General features: G+C 64.4%; 15 protein-coding genes. 11 read left to right on the top strand and 4 right to left on the bottom strand.

What is annotated here, in order from left to right; genetic code table 11:
- The first annotated feature begins 262 nt into the window (after positions 1–262).
- From AC0L2O_RS09965 to AC0L2O_RS09945, 5 genes are all read left to right on the top strand, one after another.
- The gene (locus tag AC0L2O_RS09965; RefSeq protein ID WP_473369601.1) at positions 263–1,390 is read left to right on the top strand and encodes a helix-turn-helix transcriptional regulator; all 1,128 of its coding nucleotides are present in this window, start codon (positions 263–265) and stop codon (positions 1,388–1,390) included.
- Between the two features lie 104 nt (positions 1,391–1,494).
- The gene (locus tag AC0L2O_RS09960) at positions 1,495–2,706 is read left to right on the top strand and encodes a molybdopterin molybdotransferase MoeA (protein WP_473369600.1); all 1,212 of its coding nucleotides are present in this window, start codon (positions 1,495–1,497) and stop codon (positions 2,704–2,706) included.
- A 176-nt stretch (positions 2,707–2,882) separates the two neighbouring features.
- A complete protein-coding gene (gene lexA, locus AC0L2O_RS09955) occupies positions 2,883–3,584 on the top strand; it encodes a transcriptional repressor LexA (RefSeq protein ID WP_369723438.1) in 702 nt (233 codons plus the stop codon).
- Between the two features lie 186 nt (positions 3,585–3,770).
- Positions 3,771–3,974, top strand: a complete 204-nt coding sequence (locus tag AC0L2O_RS09950; RefSeq protein ID WP_409188607.1) for a hypothetical protein — start codon at positions 3,771–3,773, stop codon at positions 3,972–3,974.
- A gap of 191 nt (positions 3,975–4,165) precedes the next feature.
- A complete protein-coding gene (locus AC0L2O_RS09945; protein WP_369723436.1) occupies positions 4,166–4,597 on the top strand; it encodes a hypothetical protein in 432 nt (143 codons plus the stop codon).
- A 182-nt stretch (positions 4,598–4,779) separates the two neighbouring features.
- Here AC0L2O_RS09945 and AC0L2O_RS09940 read toward each other — a convergent pair whose 3' ends face one another.
- From AC0L2O_RS09940 to AC0L2O_RS09925, 4 genes are all read right to left on the bottom strand, one after another.
- Positions 4,780–7,077 (bottom strand): ComEC/Rec2 family competence protein, encoded by a 2,298-nt coding sequence (locus AC0L2O_RS09940; protein ID WP_473369599.1) that lies wholly within the window; start codon positions 7,075–7,077, stop codon positions 4,780–4,782.
- 94 nt (positions 7,078–7,171) lie between these two features.
- The gene (locus AC0L2O_RS09935; RefSeq protein WP_369723434.1) at positions 7,172–7,405 is read right to left on the bottom strand and encodes a DUF2171 domain-containing protein; all 234 of its coding nucleotides are present in this window, start codon (positions 7,403–7,405) and stop codon (positions 7,172–7,174) included.
- Between the two features lie 109 nt (positions 7,406–7,514).
- Positions 7,515–7,901 (bottom strand): YybH family protein, encoded by a 387-nt coding sequence (locus AC0L2O_RS09930; protein WP_473369598.1) that lies wholly within the window; start codon positions 7,899–7,901, stop codon positions 7,515–7,517.
- A 7-nt stretch (positions 7,902–7,908) separates the two neighbouring features.
- Positions 7,909–9,588, bottom strand: coding sequence for a glutamine--tRNA ligase/YqeY domain fusion protein (locus tag AC0L2O_RS09925; protein WP_473369597.1), 1,680 nt, complete (start codon positions 9,586–9,588; stop codon positions 7,909–7,911).
- A gap of 154 nt (positions 9,589–9,742) precedes the next feature.
- Between AC0L2O_RS09925 and gltX the strand changes: the two genes are divergently transcribed.
- The 6 genes from gltX (at position 9,743) to AC0L2O_RS09895 (ending at position 17,138) form a co-directional block, all read left to right on the top strand.
- Entirely contained in the window at positions 9,743–11,170 is a 1,428-nt protein-coding gene (gene gltX / locus AC0L2O_RS09920; RefSeq protein WP_473369596.1) for a glutamate--tRNA ligase, read from the top strand.
- A 193-nt stretch (positions 11,171–11,363) separates the two neighbouring features.
- Positions 11,364–12,668 (top strand): citrate synthase, encoded by a 1,305-nt coding sequence (gene gltA / locus AC0L2O_RS09915; RefSeq protein WP_473369595.1) that lies wholly within the window; start codon positions 11,364–11,366, stop codon positions 12,666–12,668.
- A 177-nt stretch (positions 12,669–12,845) separates the two neighbouring features.
- Complete coding sequence (locus AC0L2O_RS09910; protein WP_473369717.1) at positions 12,846–14,018, top strand: ROK family transcriptional regulator; 1,173 nt, start codon at positions 12,846–12,848, stop codon at positions 14,016–14,018.
- 57 nt (positions 14,019–14,075) lie between these two features.
- Positions 14,076–15,362, top strand: a complete 1,287-nt coding sequence (locus tag AC0L2O_RS09905; RefSeq protein ID WP_369723431.1) for an ABC transporter substrate-binding protein — start codon at positions 14,076–14,078, stop codon at positions 15,360–15,362.
- 77 nt (positions 15,363–15,439) lie between these two features.
- Positions 15,440–16,288: a carbohydrate ABC transporter permease gene (locus AC0L2O_RS09900; protein WP_473369716.1), complete on the top strand. Its 849-nt coding sequence runs from the start codon at positions 15,440–15,442 to the stop codon at positions 16,286–16,288.
- Complete coding sequence (locus tag AC0L2O_RS09895; protein ID WP_473369594.1) at positions 16,281–17,138, top strand: carbohydrate ABC transporter permease; 858 nt, start codon at positions 16,281–16,283, stop codon at positions 17,136–17,138. The genes AC0L2O_RS09900 and AC0L2O_RS09895 overlap by 8 nt, the downstream gene beginning before the upstream one ends.
- Positions 17,139–17,145: the final 7 nt, after the last annotated feature.

Genomic DNA, 17,145 nt, shown 5'->3' with positions numbered 1-17,145 from the left:
CAGGACGATCGCATCTGACGTTCGTCAGAGATCGGAGGGAAAGCGGGCCTTTCGACCTGAATGTTTGAGGAGTGAGACATCGCAGCAACATCCCGCAATATGCTTGCAATTCAGCATTGCACCTCGCCTTCGCCACTCGCGAACCTCAGATTCCCGATGCCGCGCTGCTTTGCGGCAACATCGGCTCGACTGCCGCTTTTCTGTCCTTGCCCCTGGCGCGGCGCTGCGCTGAGATGCCTCATTGCATTTTAAGGCATTTGTCTTGGGGACGGACGATATTTCCAACGACTCCGTATTGGACCTCATCGGCGCCATCTACGAGGCCGCGCTCGACGGAAGCCGCTGGGAAAGTGTGCTGACGCGCATCGACGAGGCGATGGGCGGTCGCATCCTGTTCGGTGTCTATGACCCCGCAAACGGCCTCTCCAGCCTGGTGTCGCCGCGCATCGACCCCGACCGCGTGCAAGAGCTACTCGGCTGGGCGCCGCGCAATCCCCTGTTGCCGCTTGGCATCGGCAGGACGCCGGGCGAGGTCTTCACCATCGGCGACTTCATCACACGCGATGAGTTCACCGCGACCGACTACTACAACGAATGGTGGCAGCCAGCCGGCTTCGATACCGAGCCCTTGACGACGAATTTGCTGGTCGATCATAACGCCACGGGCATCCTGACCAGCCATCGGCCGTCCAATTTGCCTTCATATGACGATAACGCACGGCGGCTGTTTGCGACGCTGGCGCAGCATCTCGTACGCGCCGTTGCCATCCAGCGGCGTACCCACCAGCTCGACGTCACCGGCCGCGCCGCGCTGGCGGGACTGGATGGGCTAGACCACGGCTTCGTTCTCGCAGACGCTCAGGCTCGCCCGATCTTCGTCAATCGCCGGGCGCGCGAATGGCTCGATGCCGCCGACAGCATCGTGCTTGAGGCGGGCGCGCTGAGCGCCATCAACAGCGAAGACGGCCGCTCTCTGCAATCACTGATCGGCTCGTGCAGCATCGATCATCCCGATCGCATCGGCGGCGAGATGAGCTTGCGGCGGCATCCAGGCCGCATGCCGCTGCACGTGCAGGTGACGCCAGTCGGCACAGATTGGGCGGAGAGTTCGGTGCCGCTTGCCTCCGGCTGGCGATCGAGCGCGATGGTGCTCATCACCGACCCCGAGCCGGACGCGAGATCAAGACTCGACGCTTTGCGCACGCGTTACGGCCTCACTCGTGCAGAAGCCGCCTTTGCGCTCGAGATCGTCAAGGGCGGCGGCCGCAAAGCGACGGCGGAACGGCTAGGGATCACCGACGGAACCGCGCGCAGCCATCTGTCGAAAATCTTCGACAAGACGGGCGTGAACCGGCAGGCCGAACTGGTGCGGCTATTGCTCCATAGATAAGCTGCGTCCACGCGCATGCACGTCCGTTTTGCCTCGACGGCCACTGTCGGCTAGAACGCTTGCCGCGACCCGATTGTCGTATTGCCCGAGCAGGAGTTTTCACCGTGGCCCTCATGCCGGTTTCCGACGCGCTTGCCGCGGTGCTTGCCGGCGCAGAGCCGCTGGCGGAAGAGATGGTTGCGCTCGACGAGGCCTGGCACCGGGTGCTGGCGCGCGATCTCGCGGCGCGCCGTACGCAGCCACCGCAGGCGATGTCGGCCATGGACGGCTACGCAGTGCGCGCCGCCGACGCGGCCAGGATCGATGCACAGCTCAATCTGATTGGCGAGGTCGCAGCCGGCCGGCCGTTCGCGGGAACGGTGGGCGCTGGCGAAGCCGTACGGATTTTCACAGGCGGCGTCGTTCCCGATGGCGCGGATGCGGTCGTGATCCAGGAGGATACTGCGGTCGAGGGCAAGCGCGTCACGATCAAGGAAGCCGCCCTCATCGGACGGCACATCCGCCTTGCCGGCGTCGATTTTCGCGAAGGCGATTTGCTGCTGAAGCGAGGAACCCGACTCACCGAGCGTGACCTGGCGCTCGCGGCCGCGATGAACCATCCGCGCCTGCCCGTCCGCCGCCGGCCGAGAGTTGCGATCCTCGCAACCGGCGATGAGCTGGTGATGCCCGGCGTCACCCCCGGCGCGGGTCAGATCGTTTATTCCAACGGCTATGCCCTGCACGCGCTCGCGCGCAGCGAAGGCGCCGAGACCATCGACCTCGGCATCGCCGCCGACACGGTTGAGGCGACCACGGCCGGCATCCGCCGCGCCCGCGACAGCGGGGCGGATGTCCTGATCACCACCGGCGGCGCCTCGGTTGGCGACCACGACCTGGTCAAGCCGGCGCTCGAGGCCGAAGGCATCTCGATGGCGTTCTGGAAGATCGCGATTCGCCCGGGCAAGCCGATGATGCACGGTCAGCTCGGCGCGATGCGCGTGATCGGCCTGCCCGGCAATCCCGTGTCGTCCTACGTCTGTGCGTTCCTGTTCATGGTGCCGCTGATTCGCGCGCTCTCGGGCCGCGAAGTGATTCACCACCGTCGCGAACGCGCCGTGCTCGGCCGCGATGTCGGTGCCAACGACCAGCGCGAGGACTATCTTCGCGCGCGCCTTGAATTGCGCGACGACGGCACCCTCATCGCTCATCCCGTGAGTCATCAGGATTCCTCGCTGCTCGCGAATCTGGCTGCCGCACAGGCACTTCTCGTACGTGCGCCGTTTGCGCCGAAGGCCGAGGCAGGCACGCCCTGCGAGGTGCTGCGATTGCCGGTCTGAACGCGTCGCTCGCTCGCGTTCCGCGAAGTTTGTCGCGTTCACGCTAAATTAAGCAGTTGCGGAACACATATCGAACATATAGTGTCCGTTCATGATTTGTTTCGAGCATGTAGCGGCTCATCGCTGAACTCAGCGTCTCGGAATCGAACGACATCAACCGGGGGAATTTGGTCGAGATGTTAACGCGCAAACAATACGAGCTTCTGCGGTTCATCAGCGAGCGGCTGAAGGAAAGCGGCGTGCCGCCCTCCTTCGACGAGATGAAGGACGCGCTCGATCTGCGCTCGAAATCGGGCATCCATCGCCTGATCACCGCGCTCGAGGAGCGCGGCTTCATCCGGCGCCTGCCCAACCGCGCCCGCGCCATCGAGGTGATCAAGCTGCCGGAGCTTCAGGCCGCGGCCGGCAGCCGCCGCGGGTTCACGCCCAGCGTCATCGAGGGCAATCTCGGCAAGGTCCGCGCGAGCTCCAGCGGGTCGGCGGATGACGGCGAGCGCCCCGTCGCGGTGCCCGTGATGGGCCGGATCGCGGCCGGTACGCCGATCGAAGCGTTGCAGACCCGCAGCCACACCATCAGCGTGCCGCCTGACATGCTCGGCTCCGGTGAGCACTACGCGCTCGAAGTGCGCGGCGATTCCATGGTCGATGCCGGTATCCTCGACGGCGACATGGCGCTGATCCAGCGTAACGAGAGCGCCGATACCGGCGACATCGTTGTGGCGCTGATCGACGACGAGGAGGCAACGCTGAAACGTTTCCGGCGCCGCGGCGCCTCGATCGCGCTCGAGCCGGCGAACGCCTCGTATGAGGTTCGCATCCTGCCGCCCAACCGGGTGAAGATTCAGGGCAAGCTGATCGGGCTTTACCGGAAGTATTGAGCCGGCTGCGGACGGTCGGCAGGCCGCCGCGCACGAGCGATTGGAGCGGACGATTGTCCGCTCCGGCTGGATAGTCTTTCTGGTTTTGCACAGATTATCCGGCCACCCCTCCAGCGCTACATCCTCGGCACGCCGCGACGAAGCACACACCGCTTCGCAGGGCTTTGAGAGACCGAGGAGAGAACCATGCGCAGCATTATTCTGAGCACTGTCGCGATGGCGCTGATCGCAGCATCAGCGTCGCAAGCCCTCGCGGCGCAGTCACAGCACCATCTCGGCAAAGCAGCGCGGGCGACGAGCGAGCAATTCCGCAATGCCCGCAACGCGGTCGAGCAGCCGTCGCAACGGGCCTGGCAATATTCCGGCTGGTCGGCGCCCGCTGGCCGCTAATGGCGAAACTGCCCGAATGCACGGGAGCAGGCTTTGTTCCTCGCGCAATTGAAAAAGATATTGTGATTGCAGCGCGCGAACCAAGCCGCAGATTTGCCCACAACCAAGCAGACGCTTGCAGGCTTCTACTCTGATAGAGGCCTGCGCCTCAGAAGAGGCGCGGGTCGCTATCCTGATTGAGGAGCACCCCGATGTGTGACTACAGCCTGCACGCCGTCGCGACGCGTCCCGCAGAAGTCGGCGAGACAATCGTCACGACAACTTTCCGCGGCACCTCGACGCGCGGCTTCGCCTCCGAAGCCGATATGTCGGTCGCGGTCTGTCTGCTGCCGGGAACGGAGCTCGCCTTCGCCGACAGCGTCCGCTACGACAATCGCTGGATCTGGACGCGCACCATCAACTCCCGCGTCGGCAAGTTCGGCAAGGTCGATCCGCACATTCCCGATCGCCATCACGACGCCATCGAATTTCCGGACGGCAAATACGTGCTGGTGACGCAGCTCGTCGAAGGCCAGCGCGCCACCGTGCTGCAATTGCCGGTGACCCAGCCGCTCGGCGAGCGGGAGCAAAAGCCAGAGATAGCCGACAGGCAGCCAACGATCACCCGCCTGCCGATCGGCTGACGCCGCCGACCCCAACGAGGGGTCGAGGCCCGGATTGAAATGCCCATCGCCGGCCGAGGCCGGCGAACTGGAGCGGTTTGCATCTCGCAAAGCCGATCGAATGGGATCCGCCCGCCGCACGTCGGACGGCCAGCCATTCCGGCCCGACGATCGGCTGAGAGGTCAAATCCAGCCCTCGGCTTTCAGTCCTCGGCTTGGAGATCGGCCTCGGACGGCGTTGCGTCATTGCTCCGGGGAGACGCTGTCTTCGTCTTCGGCGCGAGGCTGCCATCATAATCCGCCGCGCCTGCGGCAGCCGGCGACCAGGGACGGTCTGCGCCCCTTGCCTTCACCGCCTGAACGGCAAAACCATCACCACGCCGCATCAGCGCGAGCGCGCCCTGGCTTGCGAGACGCTGACGATCGACCACCATCGCCGTGCAATCCGGCGGCGCCGGCCGGGCGGTCACCACCAGCGCGGCACGATTGCAATCATCGGCCAGCGCGCCGATGCGCAACGCAACTGCGACCAGGCGCCCGTCGGCGAGCGGCGTGACGCAGCCCAAATCGTCGCACGAGACGCCATCGGCCAGCGACGCACTGCCGGCATCACGCGGATCGGCGTCGGCCGCCAGCCATTCCTTGAGCAGAAAGCTGTCCTTGTTCATCCTGATCAGATGCAGCTGCCCGTCCCTGCCCCGCACCGCGACGCTCTGCCCGTCACCGGCGATCAGGATGTCGGGTTGCCGGACGGACAAGCCCCAAAGGATCGCAACCAGCAGCACCAGCGCGCCCGACCAACGCAGCGGCGTGCGCAACAATCCCATCAGGACGAGCCCGAGGCTCGCCGCGACCAGGGGCGCGGTGCCGAAGGCGCCGATATGGCCGACCGCGCCCGGCAATGCCGCGACCCATCGCGTGACCGCGATCATCCAATCGATGCCGATCCCCATCAGCCACCAGAACACGCCGTCCAGTCCGAACGGCGCCGCAAGCAAGCCCAACAGCCCGGCAGGCATCACCAGCGCCGAAACCACCGGCATGGCGCCGAGATTGGCGAGCACGCCGTACGGCGTGACGCGGTGAAAGTGGAAGGCTGCGTAGGGCGTGGTCGCAAGCCCCGCGATCATGGAGGCCATGAACAGCATCGCGATCTCGCGCCCACCCCACATCGCGATCCGCGCAGTGGTCGAATGATCCGGCGAGGCAAACAGGTTCGGCATGCCGACCTGCACCAGCGCCACGAGCCCCAGCGTCGCCGCGAACGACATCTGGAAGCTCGGATGCACCAGCGCCTCCGGCGCGACCGCAAGCACGATCAGGGCTGCCACCGCGAGGGTGCGGAAAGTAATGGCGCGGCGATCGACGATCACGGCGATCAACACCACCGCCGTCATGAAGAACGATCGCTGCGTGGCCACTTCCGCGCCCGACAGCAGGAGATAGAACGCGGCGGCGAACAGTGCGGCCGCCGCCGACCATTTCTTGATTGCGAAGCCGGCGGCCAACCCAGGAATGAGCGCGAGCAGCGCCCGCACCGCGAAGAACACGACGCCGGCGACCACGGCCATATGGTAACCCGAGATCGACAGCACATGGCCGAGCCCCGAGATGAACATCGCATCATTGACGGGCGTGGTGATCGCGTCGCGGCGTCCGGTCAGCAGCGCGGTCGCGATGGCGCGGTTGTCGCCGTCGAGGGTGGCACGGATGCGTGCGTCGATGGCGTCGCGCAGCCCCTGCATCATTGCGGCGTAGCGCAGCCTGATGCCCCCGGCTTCGGGCGGGGGCGCCACCGTGATTGCCCCCATCGCGAAACCGGAGGCACCGATGCCCTGGAAGAACATGTCGCGCGAGAAGTCGTAGCTGCCGGGCCGCAATGGCGAGAGCGGCGGCATCAGCCGCGCCTTCAACTGCACGAAGCTGCCGACTTCGGGGGCCGTCCCCTTGCGCACCGACAGCCGTACACGCTCCAGCTGGATGTCGCCGCGTTGGGTCTCCATCGCGGTGACGCGGAGCACGAACCGGTCGGTGCGCTCACGGATGTCACGCGTCTCGACGAAGCCCGACAGCGACACGGAATAGAGCGGCTTTGCCAGCACGGCATGAGCGATGCGCGCGGTCTTCCAGGTCGCCATCGCAAAGCCGGCCGCGACCGCCGCGATCATGATGGCTGGCGCGAAGAATCGGCCTCGCCGCAACAGCATAGCGCCGAGCGAGAGCACGGCCGCGGTCGCGGCTACGACCCAAAGCACCGGCTCACGATCGGCGGCAAAATAGAGCGCGATCCCGCAGCCGAAGGCGATGGGGACCCAGGGAAACAGCCGCCCGGCGCCGGCCTCAGCCCGCCCCCATTCGCGCAGCGTCTCGACCAGTGAGGGCCAGACGCCGAAGCCCGCTGGCGCAAAGCCGCCGGCGGACGCGGGGCGGCCCACGGGCCAAGTTCCCGCGATCCCTTGTGCGATCCCTTGGGAGCGTACTGGCCGCCCGGGCTCCGCCATCGTTACACCTGACAATACGCAACGGAGCTCGAAGCTACCGGAACGTGTAGGCAGGCGAATAGCGGTACAGATCAGGAACGAACGGCTTAAAAGCCTACTTTTCCTCTTCCATCGTCACGGCCACATCCGCCTTGGCGGAGAGCCGGACCTTGTTGCCCTCGACGTCGGCGACGAGGCCCTTGTCGATGAAGTGATGATGGCCCTTGTGGCTACCCTCGCCGCTGTCCTTCTTGGTCAGCTTGATGCGATTGCCCTCGATCTTGTCGACCGTGCCGATGTGGACGCCATCGGCGCCGATGACTTCCATATGTTCAGCGATGTTCTGCATGGGGGATCCTCTTCTGGACCCGATCAACGCGTGAGAGGCGGTTCGGTTCTGCCGGGATTCCGGGGCTCCTATCGGCGCGAGCCCGGAATGACGACACCCAATTACGAGGCTAGATCAGCGGTGCCTGCGACGAGGCGTGGTGATTGACGATCTTCCAGTCGCCGGCCTCGCGGATGATGACCCAGCTCATCTTGACGATGAGATCGGGTCGCTCGCCGGCGAGGTCGAACGAGATGGTCGCAGCCATGTTGATCAAGTCCGGCCCCGCCCGCACCACCTGCACCTTGGAAAACGCCGCGCGCGGCTTGCGCCATCGCGGCAGGCCGTTGAAGTACTCGGCAACGCCGTCCCTGCCCCGGTAGAGTCTTGGGTTTGATCCGAAGAAGAACGCGTTGGTCGAATAGAGCGACGACAGCGCGGCGGCGTCGAGCCTGGCGAAGCCGGCGCACCATTTCGCGATGATCGCGGAAACGATTTCGTCGGCTTCGTTGCTCATATGCGCCTCAGCCCTTGGCGACTTCCTTGGCAAACGTGTCGCGCAGACCGATGGTTTGCGAGAACACGGGCTTGCCGGGCGTGGAGTCCTTGTCGCGCACGAAATAGCCCTGCCGCTCGAACTGCATCGGCTCGGTCGCATTGCTTTCGGCGACCGAGGCCTCGACCCGGGCGTCGGACAATATCTCCAGCGACTGCGGGTTGAGATCGGCGGCGAAGTTCGAGGCGTCCGGGCTCGGGTTGGCGAAGAGCTGGTTGTAGATGCGGATTTCCGCAGGCTTGGAGGTCGCCGCCGAGAGCCAGTGCATGGTGGCCTTGACCTTGCGGCCGTCGGGCGCATTGCCGCCCTTGGTCGCGGGATCGTAGCTGCAGCGCAGCTCGACCACCTCGCCGTCAGCGTTCTTGATCACGCCGGTGCACTTGACGAAATAGGCGTAGCGCAGCCGCACCTCGTTGCCCGGCGACAGGCGGAAGAACTTTTTCGGCGGGTTCTCCATGAAGTCGTCGTGCTCGATATAGAGTTCGCGACCGAACGTGATCTTGCGCGTGCCGGCCGAGGGATCGTCGGGATGATTGATGGCGTCGAGTTCCTCGACCTGCCCTTCCGGATAATTCTCGATCACGACCTTCAGCGGCCGCAGCACCGCCATGCGCCGCTGCGAAGTGCGGTTCAGCTCCTCGCGAATACAGAACTCCAGCATGCCGACATCGACGACACTGTTGGCTTTGGCAACGCCGATGCGCTTGACGAATTCGCGCAGCGCCGCCGGCGGTACGCCGCGGCGGCGCATCCCCGCCATGGTCGGCATGCGCGGATCGTCCCAGCCCGCGACATGGCCTTCGCGCACGAGCTGGGTCAGCACGCGTTTCGACAGCAGCGTGTAGGTGAGGTTGAGCCGTGCGAATTCGTACTGGTGCGGCCTCGACGGCACCGGCAGCTTCTCGATGAACCAGTCGTAGAGCGGCCGGTGATCCTCGAACTCCAGCGTGCAGATCGAGTGCGTGATGCCCTCGATCGCGTCCGACTGGCCGTGCGCATAGTCATAGCTCGGATAGATCGACCACTTGTCGCCCGTGCGCGGATGATGCGCGTGCAGGATCCGGTACAGCACGGGGTCGCGCAAATTGATGTTGCCCGCAGCCATGTCGATCTTCGCCCGCAGCACCCGCGCGCCGTTCGGGAATTCGCCGGCCTTCATGCGGCGGAACAGGTCCAGATTTTCATCGACCGAGCGGTCGCGGAACGGCGAGTTCTTGCCGGGCTCGGTCAACGTACCGCGCGAGGCGCGGATCTCGTCCTGGGTCTGGTCGTCGACATAGGCGAGCCCGTCACGGATCAGCTTCTCCGCCCATTCGTAGAGGCGGTCGAAATAGTCGGAGGCGAAGAACAGGTTCTTGCCCCAGTCGAAGCCGAGCCAGCGCACGTCGGCCTGGATCGAATCGATATATTCCTGCTCTTCCTTGACCGGATTGGTGTCGTCGAAGCGCAAATGGCAGCGGCCCGGAAACTCCTGGGCGATGCCGAAATTGAGTGCGATCGACTTGGCGTGACCGATATGCAGGTAGCCGTTCGGCTCCGGCGGGAACCGGGTCACGATCTCCCTGTATTTGGCCTGGTCGAGGTCGGCCTGGATGATGTCACGAATGAAATCGCGCCCAACCTCGTTCGCCACCGGTTCTGTGCTCATCCTGCAATCCTGTCGGGAAATCTTCGGCCCTTCTGCCAAATTCGCTTGGCTGAGCCAAGGGCTTAAGCAAGGCCTGGCAGGTCCGCTGCCGGGCTTTAGTTATGCTCCGGTCCTGTTATATACCACCGCCTCCAATGCATAGGCCCTGCCAAGAATGACCTCCTCCGTCGTCACACGCTTCGCTCCCTCCCCGACCGGCTTCCTCCATATCGGGGGCGCCCGCACGGCGCTGTTCAACTGGCTCTATGCGAAGAAGCACGGCGGCAAGATGCTGCTCCGGATCGAGGATACCGACCGCGAGCGGTCCACCGAGGCTGCGATTGGCGCCATCCTCGACGGCCTCAAATGGCTGGAGCTCGGCTGGGATGGCGATGTCATCTACCAGTTCAGCCGCGCCGCGCGCCACCGCGAGGTCGCCGAGCAGCTGCTCGCCGAAGGCAAGGCCTACCGCTGCTACGCCACCGCCGAAGAACTCACCGCGATGCGCGAGAAGGCGCGGGCGGAGGGCCGCACCCGCCTCTATGACGGCCTCTGGCGCGACCGCAACCCGGCGACAGCGCCCGCCGACGTCAAACCGACGATCCGGCTGCGCGCGCCGCAGACCGGCGAGACTGTGATCGAGGACCAGGTCCAGGGCCGCGTGGTCTGGCAGAACGAGAACCTCGACGATCTTGTGCTGCTGCGTGGCGATGGCAACCCGACCTACATGCTCGCGGTGGTGGTCGACGACCACGACATGGGTGTCACCCACGTCATCCGCGGCGACGATCATCTGATCAACGCCGCGCGCCAGAAGCAGATCTACGATGCGATGGGCTGGGCCCTGCCGAACATGTCCCACATCCCCCTGATCCACGGCCCGGATGGCTCAAAGCTGTCCAAGCGCCACGGCGCGCTCGGCGTCGATGCCTATCGCGCCATGGGCTATTTGCCGGCGGCGCTGCGCAACTACCTCGTCCGCCTCGGCTGGAGCCATGGCGACCAGGAGATCTTCTCGACCGAGGAGATGATCGCGGCCTTCGACCTTGCGAACGTCGGCCGCGCCGCCGCCCGCTTCGATTTCGCCAAGCTGGAAAACCTCAACGGCCATTACATCCGCCATGCCGACGATCAATCACTCGTGAAGATGTTCGAGGACGTGCTCGACCACGTCGTGCCCAGCCGCGACGAGATCAAGGCCAAGCTAAACGACACCACGCGCGCGCAGCTCCTGAAGGCCATGCCGGCCTTGAAAGAACGCGCCAAGACGCTGATCGAGCTGATCGACAGCGCCTATTTCATCTTCGCCGACCGGCCGCTCGAGCTCGATCCCAAGGCGGCGGCGCTGCTGACGCCCGAGAACCGCAAGCTGATCGGCCAGCTGCATTCCGCGCTGGAGAATGTGGAGGCCTGGAGTGCGGCTTCTGCGGAGGCTGCGCTGCGCGCTTTTGCCGAGGAAAATAATCTCAAGCTCGGCGCAGTCGCGCAGCCTTTGCGGGCGGCGCTCACTGGACGATCGACCTCGCCGGGGATTTTCGAGGTTTTGGACGTGCTTGGACGCCAGGAAAGTTTGCACCGGCTCAAGGACCAGGCCAAGGGCTAGGCCCAGGGTGGCTCAAGCCTTTGCCCACCAAGGACCGGGTACGACGTAAGTCGAGCATGCGTGGCGCCATCTTGCAGCGCACACAGCAATAATATACCCATCTTGACCGTAGCTTCTGGAATATCCGGCCTGCCCACGATCTCATCGGGGCCTTCCGGGTCCGGCCCGTTTCACCATACATCGGGGACCTCTGATGGACGCAAAAGCAAGCAATAAGACCGCCACGCTGACGGTCGGAAACAAGAACTACGATCTCCCGATCCTCGGCGGCAGCGTCGGGCCTGAAGTCATCGATATCGGCAAGCTCTACGGCCAGTCCGGCCTGTTCACCTACGATCCCGGCTTCACCTCGACGGCGAGCTGCCAGTCCAAGATCACTTATATCGACGGCGACGCGGGCGTGCTGGAATACCGTGGCTATCCGATCGAGCAGCTCGCCGAAAACGGCGACTTCCTCGAGACCTGCTACCTCTTGCTCTACGGCAGCCTGCCGACCGCCGCGCAGAAGAAGGACTTCGACGATCGCGTGATCCATCATACGATGGTGCACGAGCAGATGGCCCGCTTCTTCCAGGGCTTCCGCCGCGACGCCCATCCGATGGCGATCATGGTGGCGGCTGTCGGCGCGCTCGCCGCATTCTATCACGACTCCACCGACATCAACGATCCGAAGCAGCGCATGATCGCCTCCATGCGGATGATCGCCAAGATCCCGACGCTGGCGGCGATGGCCTACAAATACACGGTCGGCCAGCCCTTCATTTATCCGAAAAACTCGCTGAAGTTCGCCGAGAACTTCCTCAACATGTGCTTCGCGGTGCCGTGCGAGGAGTACAAGATCAATCCGGTCCTGGCCGACGCGCTGGACAAGATCTTCATCCTGCATGCCGACCACGAGCAGAATGCTTCCACCTCGACGGTTCGCATCGCCGGCTCCTCCGGCGCCAACCCGTTCGCTTGCATTGCCGCCGGCATTGCCTGCCTGTGGGGCCCGGCGCATGGCGGTGCCAACGAAGCCGCCCTCGCGATGCTCGCCGAGATCGGTTCGGTCGACAAGATTCCGGAATTCATCGCCAAGGTAAAGGACAAGAACTCTGAAGTCCGCCTGATGGGCTTCGGTCACCGCGTCTACAAGAACTACGATCCCCGCGCCAAGATCATGCAGAAGATGTGTCACGCCGTGCTCAAGGAGACCGGCCATGGCGACGATCCGATGCTCAAGGTTGCGCTCGAGCTGGAGAAGATCGCGCTCAGCGACCAGTACTTCATCGACCGCAAGCTCTACCCGAACGTCGATTTCTATTCGGGTATCACGCTGAAGGCGATGGGCTTCCCGGTCTCGATGTTCACCGTGCTGTTCGCGGTCGCCCGCACCGTTGGCTGGATCAGCCAGTGGAGCGAGATGATCGAAGATCCGCACCAGAAGATCGGCCGTCCGCGCCAGCTCTACACCGGCGTCACCCGCCGCGACTACGTGGCGATCAAGGACCGGAAGTAACATCGGACTGTAAGGTCCAACGGAACGGCGCCATCGCAAGATGGCGCCGTTTTCGTTTGTGCAGATCCTTGCTGCCACGCACAACAACAAGTCGGCTCGCCGCGTCGGCCGACGCTTGACAGCCGCAATGCCTGGCGCGCATCCTTACACTAAGTAAGAATGACGACAGGGACGGAAATGCCGGAGCAGCCGAGAAGTCGGCGGCAGACGCGCGCTGCCATTTTGACCCACCTGCTTCAGTCGGGCGGCTCGTTTCGGCCGCCGCTGGCCAAGGCCGTGCGCCTGTCCGAAGCGAGCCTCTCGCGCATCCTGTTTGACCTCAAGGCCGAAGGCCTGATCGAGGAGGTGCGGCGCCCTGCCCCGTATGTCGGCGGGCCAACGGCTCTGGTGTCGCTCGATCGTTCGGTGGCGCTTGCAGCGGTCGAGCTGACCGCTCAGTGGCTCAGCGTCGGCGTCGGCAGCCTGTCGGGCGAGTTGCGTTACACCGAGCGTGTACCGCTGCCGGCAAAGCTGACCGTCGAGTCCGTCGGCCGGGTGTTCCAGGAAGCGCTGACATTGCTGCGCGACTGGACGCGGCGGCGGCGCATCAGGCTCGCACACATCGGCGTCTCGGTTCCGGGCCTCGGCCGGTTGAGCGAGTTCGGCAACCCGATCATTCCCTTTGACATCGATCGTGTCAGCGACGTGGTCGGCGCGATGTTTGCCGGCGTGCCGGTCGACTTCACCAACTCGGTGGTCGCGCATGCCACCTTTCACCGCAGCCGCACGGAAGCTTATCCATTCAGCAGCCCGCATCTGTTCGTCTTTGTTGGCCAGGGCGTTGCCGGCGCCTGGATGGATGATCCGATCGAGGATGACACGCTGCAGCCGGTCGAGCTCGGCCATATGGTGTTCGGGCCTGACGGACCGCGTTGCCGCTGCGGACATCATGGCTGCGTCGAAGCCTATGCGTCCCTTCCGGCCCTGGCCGAGCTGCTTGGCGTGGGCGAAGCCGAATTGCTCCAGCTCGGCGACGACTGGGTGACCACGATTCCGATCTCACCGCGTGTGCGCCAGGAGCTGCGCCAGCGGCTGTTCCGGCTTGGCCTGGCGATCGGCAATACGCTGAACGTGAAACCCTGCCGCGGCGTCGCCATCAGCGGCTGGCCCTCGCTTCTCGCTGACGACGATCGCAAGGGCGTGATCGAAGGGATCGACGCCTCTCTGCTCGGCGGACGGCAATTGGCGCAGGTGTCGCTCGCTTTCGTGCCACCCTCGACCGGCAATGATCCGCATGCCGCGTTGGCCTTCGCTGCGTACTGCCTGGCGAGATGCGGTGGCATGCCCGCCGCGTCGACGGAGGCTGCCTGAGATACTGATGCTGCGCGGCTCTCGCGCCGAAGAGTTCACACCCGGGAGGAACTTGCCATGCCGATCACCACAACGAGGCGTCGTCTTCTTGCTGGCTCTGCCGCTGCGCTCGCGCTGCCTGCCTTTGCCCGCGCGCAAGGCGCGGTCAAGCCGCGCCTGACCGTGATCTCGCAATGGTCCGCCGGCAGCGACGGCGCGGCGATCACCGCACTCGGCAAGAAATTCGAGGAGAAGGGCGGGACGTGGCAGCACTCGCCCGTCCCCGGGTTCACCACCGAGATGATGAACAAGCTGCGCGCCCAGATTATCGCCGGCGATCCGCCGGCCTGTTCGCAACTCAAGGGCCCCGAGATCGCAGCCTGGTCGAAGATTGCGCCAACCGTCGATCTTGACGCACTTGTTGCGGCCGCCGGTTACGAGAAGGTCGTCGCGCCGGACCTTGCAAAATTGCACAAGCCGGGGGGCAAGTGGATTGCCCTGCCGCTGCAAATCTACAGCACCAACATGCTATTTCTCTCCAAGCGCGCGATGGACAAAGCCAAGGCCGACAAGCCCCCCGTCACCTGGGCTGACTTCAACGATCTTGCCGAGAAGATGAAAGCCGCCGGGGTCACCTTTCCCGTCGCCAACGGTGGCACCCGCGCCGACGATGGGCAAAAATTCGAGGCCTCGCTCGCCGGCATCAGTCCGACCGCATATCGCGCAGCCGCCATGAATCTCGACAAGAAGGCCCTGGAGGGTCCCGAGATCAAGGCGGCCTTCGCACAGATGCGCAAGATCACCAACTGGATGGACCCCAATGTCGGCGCCCAACCCTATGCCACCAATTTGAAGCGCTTCATCGATGGCGACATGGGCATGTTGATCATGGGCGGATGGGCGCAGGGCGTGTTGCGCAACGCCGGTTTCAAGTTGGACGACTTTACCATCGCGCCGGGTCCCAGCGACAATGGCAAGCCGGTGTTCCTGCTCAATGCCGACGCCTTCATCTTCTGGCAGCGCAAGGAGCCCGATCTGCAGGCCGGACAGACGTTGATGGCCCAGCTCGTGATGGATCCGGCGATCCAGACCATGTACTCGCAAATCACGGGATCGATCCCGGTGCGCACCGACGTCGATCTGTCCGGTGAAGGCTGGTCCGATGGTCAAAGGCGAACCGCAGCCGCACTCAAGGAGGCTGTCGCCAGCAATCAGGCCGTCCTGAGCCTCGCGCACAACATGGCGCAGGAAAATGGCCTGACCGCTGCGATGATCGACGTGTTCACCGAATACGCAAAGAACAAGACGATTACGCCGGATCAGGCGGTCACCCGCCTTGCCGAGGCTGTCGAGGGCGCCCGTTGACCGACATCGTCTCCACAGCGACGCAGCCCGGCCGCCCGGCAATACCAGCCGTGGTCGGCCGGCTGCCCGAATATCTGATGATCTGGGTGCCGCTGCTGCTGTCCGCGGCGCACCTCATTTCGTTCTCGATCTGGACGATCTGGATGTCGTTTACGCCGTCCACGCTTGTGCCGGTCACGGGCTGGGTGGGATTGCGCAACTACAATTCGGTCCTTGCGTCGCGCAACTGGCAAATCGCCTTCGACAATCTGCTGCTGTTCGGCATCGCCTTCGTGCTGCTGAGCTTGATCACCGGTCTCGTGCTCGCGATCTTGCTCGATCAGCGCATTCGTGGCGAGAACGTGCTGCGTACCATCTTCCTGTACCCCCTGGCGGTCTCGTTCGTCGTGACCGGCACGGTGTGGAGCTGGCTGCTCAATCCCGGTATCGGGATCGAGAAGCTTGCCCACGACCTCGGCTGGATCTCCTTCCATTTCGACTGGCTGGTCAACCGCGACATGGCGATCTGGACCATCGTCATCGCCGCGATCTGGCAATCCTCGGGCTTCGGGATGGCGCTCTTCCTTGCCGGGCTTCGGTCCGTCGATGCCGACATCATCAAGGCCGCGCAGATCGACGGCGCAGGACCGATCCGGACCTATTGGCGTGTGATCTTGCCGACGCTCTGGCCGATCACCATCACCGTCGTCGTCGTCCAGCTGCAGTTCGCCATTTCGGCCTTCGACCTCGTCCGCGCGCTCACCAATGGCGGGCCCGGCATAGCGACCCAGCTGCCGGCCCTTGTTGTCTACGACCTCATGTTCCAGCGCGGCCAGCTCGGCCGGGGTGCGGCTGCGGCGGTGCTCATGTTGCTCATCCTTCTCGCCGTGCTGCTGCCCTATGCAGCGTGGCGTTACGTCCAGCGACGGCAGGCTACCCATGCCTGACCGCAGCTTCGCCCCGAGCCGGATTGTCATCTATCTCGTCGTGACATTCTTCGCAGCCGCTTATCTCGCGCCGCTGGTCGTCGTCGTGCTGAACTCGCTCCGGACCAATGAGGAGATTGCGCAGGGCTCGATGATCGGCTGGCCGCAACATTTGGCCTGGGGCAATTATGCCCTGGCCTGGAGCGGCTTCTGCGTCGCCGAGACCTGCGCCGGCATCCGGCCGTACATGCTGAACTCCGCGCTCATCACGATTCCCGCGACGATCTTCTCGACCCTGCTCGGTGCTGTCGCGGGTTACGCCGTCTCGCTCTGGCGTTTTCGCGGCGACAACTGGATCTATGGCATCGTCACCCTCGGCCTGTTCCTTCCCCAGCAGATGCGCCTGCTGCCCTGGACCATCGTGCTGCGGGACATCGGCCTCATCAACACCCTGTCGGGCCTCGTGCTGATCCACACGATCCAGGGGCTCTCCTTTACAGTGCTGTTCTGCCGAAATTACTATATCGCCATTCCACATGAACTGATCAGGGCCGCGCGCATCGACGGCGCCGGGTTCTTCCGCATTTTCTGGCGCATCATTCTGCCACTCTCGTCTCCCATCCTGATCGTCACCGTGATCTGGCAGTTCACCCACATCTGGAACGAGTTCCTCTATGGCGTGACATTCACGACCGGGCAGCAGCAGCCCGTCACGGCCGCTCTCATCGCGCTATCTGCCGCGGTGGCGGATATCCCGCAGCATGGCGTGCAGAGCGCTGCGGTGATCATCGCGGCCCTGCCCACCTTGCTGATCTATCTCTTCGGCGGCAGGTATTTCGTACGCGGCCTCACCGCCGGGGCCGTCAAATGATGGGATC

The sequence above is a fragment of the Bradyrhizobium sp. Kon10 genome (assembly GCF_055807395.1).
The sequence above is the reverse complement of the archived record's forward strand: the minus strand, read 5'-3'. Positions and strand labels throughout refer to the sequence as shown.

Excerpts from the sequence above, each read along its gene's own strand:
- AC0L2O_RS09940 (WP_473369599.1), bottom strand. The coding sequence starts at position 7,077 with ATGGCGGAGCCCGGGCGGCCAGTACGCTCCCAAGGGATCGCACAAGGG.
- AC0L2O_RS09935 (WP_369723434.1), bottom strand. The coding sequence starts at position 7,405 with ATGCAGAACATCGCTGAACATATGGAAGTCATCGGCGCCGATGGCGTC.
- AC0L2O_RS09895 (WP_473369594.1), top strand. The coding sequence starts at position 16,281 with ATGCCTGACCGCAGCTTCGCCCCGAGCCGGATTGTCATCTATCTCGTC.
- gltX (WP_473369596.1), top strand. The coding sequence starts at position 9,743 with ATGACCTCCTCCGTCGTCACACGCTTCGCTCCCTCCCCGACCGGCTTC.
- AC0L2O_RS09910 (WP_473369717.1), top strand. The coding sequence starts at position 12,846 with ATGCCGGAGCAGCCGAGAAGTCGGCGGCAGACGCGCGCTGCCATTTTG.
- AC0L2O_RS09945 (WP_369723436.1), top strand. The coding sequence starts at position 4,166 with ATGTGTGACTACAGCCTGCACGCCGTCGCGACGCGTCCCGCAGAAGTC.
- AC0L2O_RS09900 (WP_473369716.1), top strand. The coding sequence starts at position 15,440 with ATGATCTGGGTGCCGCTGCTGCTGTCCGCGGCGCACCTCATTTCGTTC.
- gltA (WP_473369595.1), top strand. The coding sequence starts at position 11,364 with ATGGACGCAAAAGCAAGCAATAAGACCGCCACGCTGACGGTCGGAAAC.
- lexA (WP_369723438.1), top strand. The coding sequence starts at position 2,883 with ATGTTAACGCGCAAACAATACGAGCTTCTGCGGTTCATCAGCGAGCGG.
- AC0L2O_RS09905 (WP_369723431.1), top strand. The coding sequence starts at position 14,076 with ATGCCGATCACCACAACGAGGCGTCGTCTTCTTGCTGGCTCTGCCGCT.
- AC0L2O_RS09950 (WP_409188607.1), top strand. The coding sequence starts at position 3,771 with ATGCGCAGCATTATTCTGAGCACTGTCGCGATGGCGCTGATCGCAGCA.
- AC0L2O_RS09930 (WP_473369598.1), bottom strand. The coding sequence starts at position 7,901 with ATGAGCAACGAAGCCGACGAAATCGTTTCCGCGATCATCGCGAAATGG.
- AC0L2O_RS09925 (WP_473369597.1), bottom strand. The coding sequence starts at position 9,588 with ATGAGCACAGAACCGGTGGCGAACGAGGTTGGGCGCGATTTCATTCGT.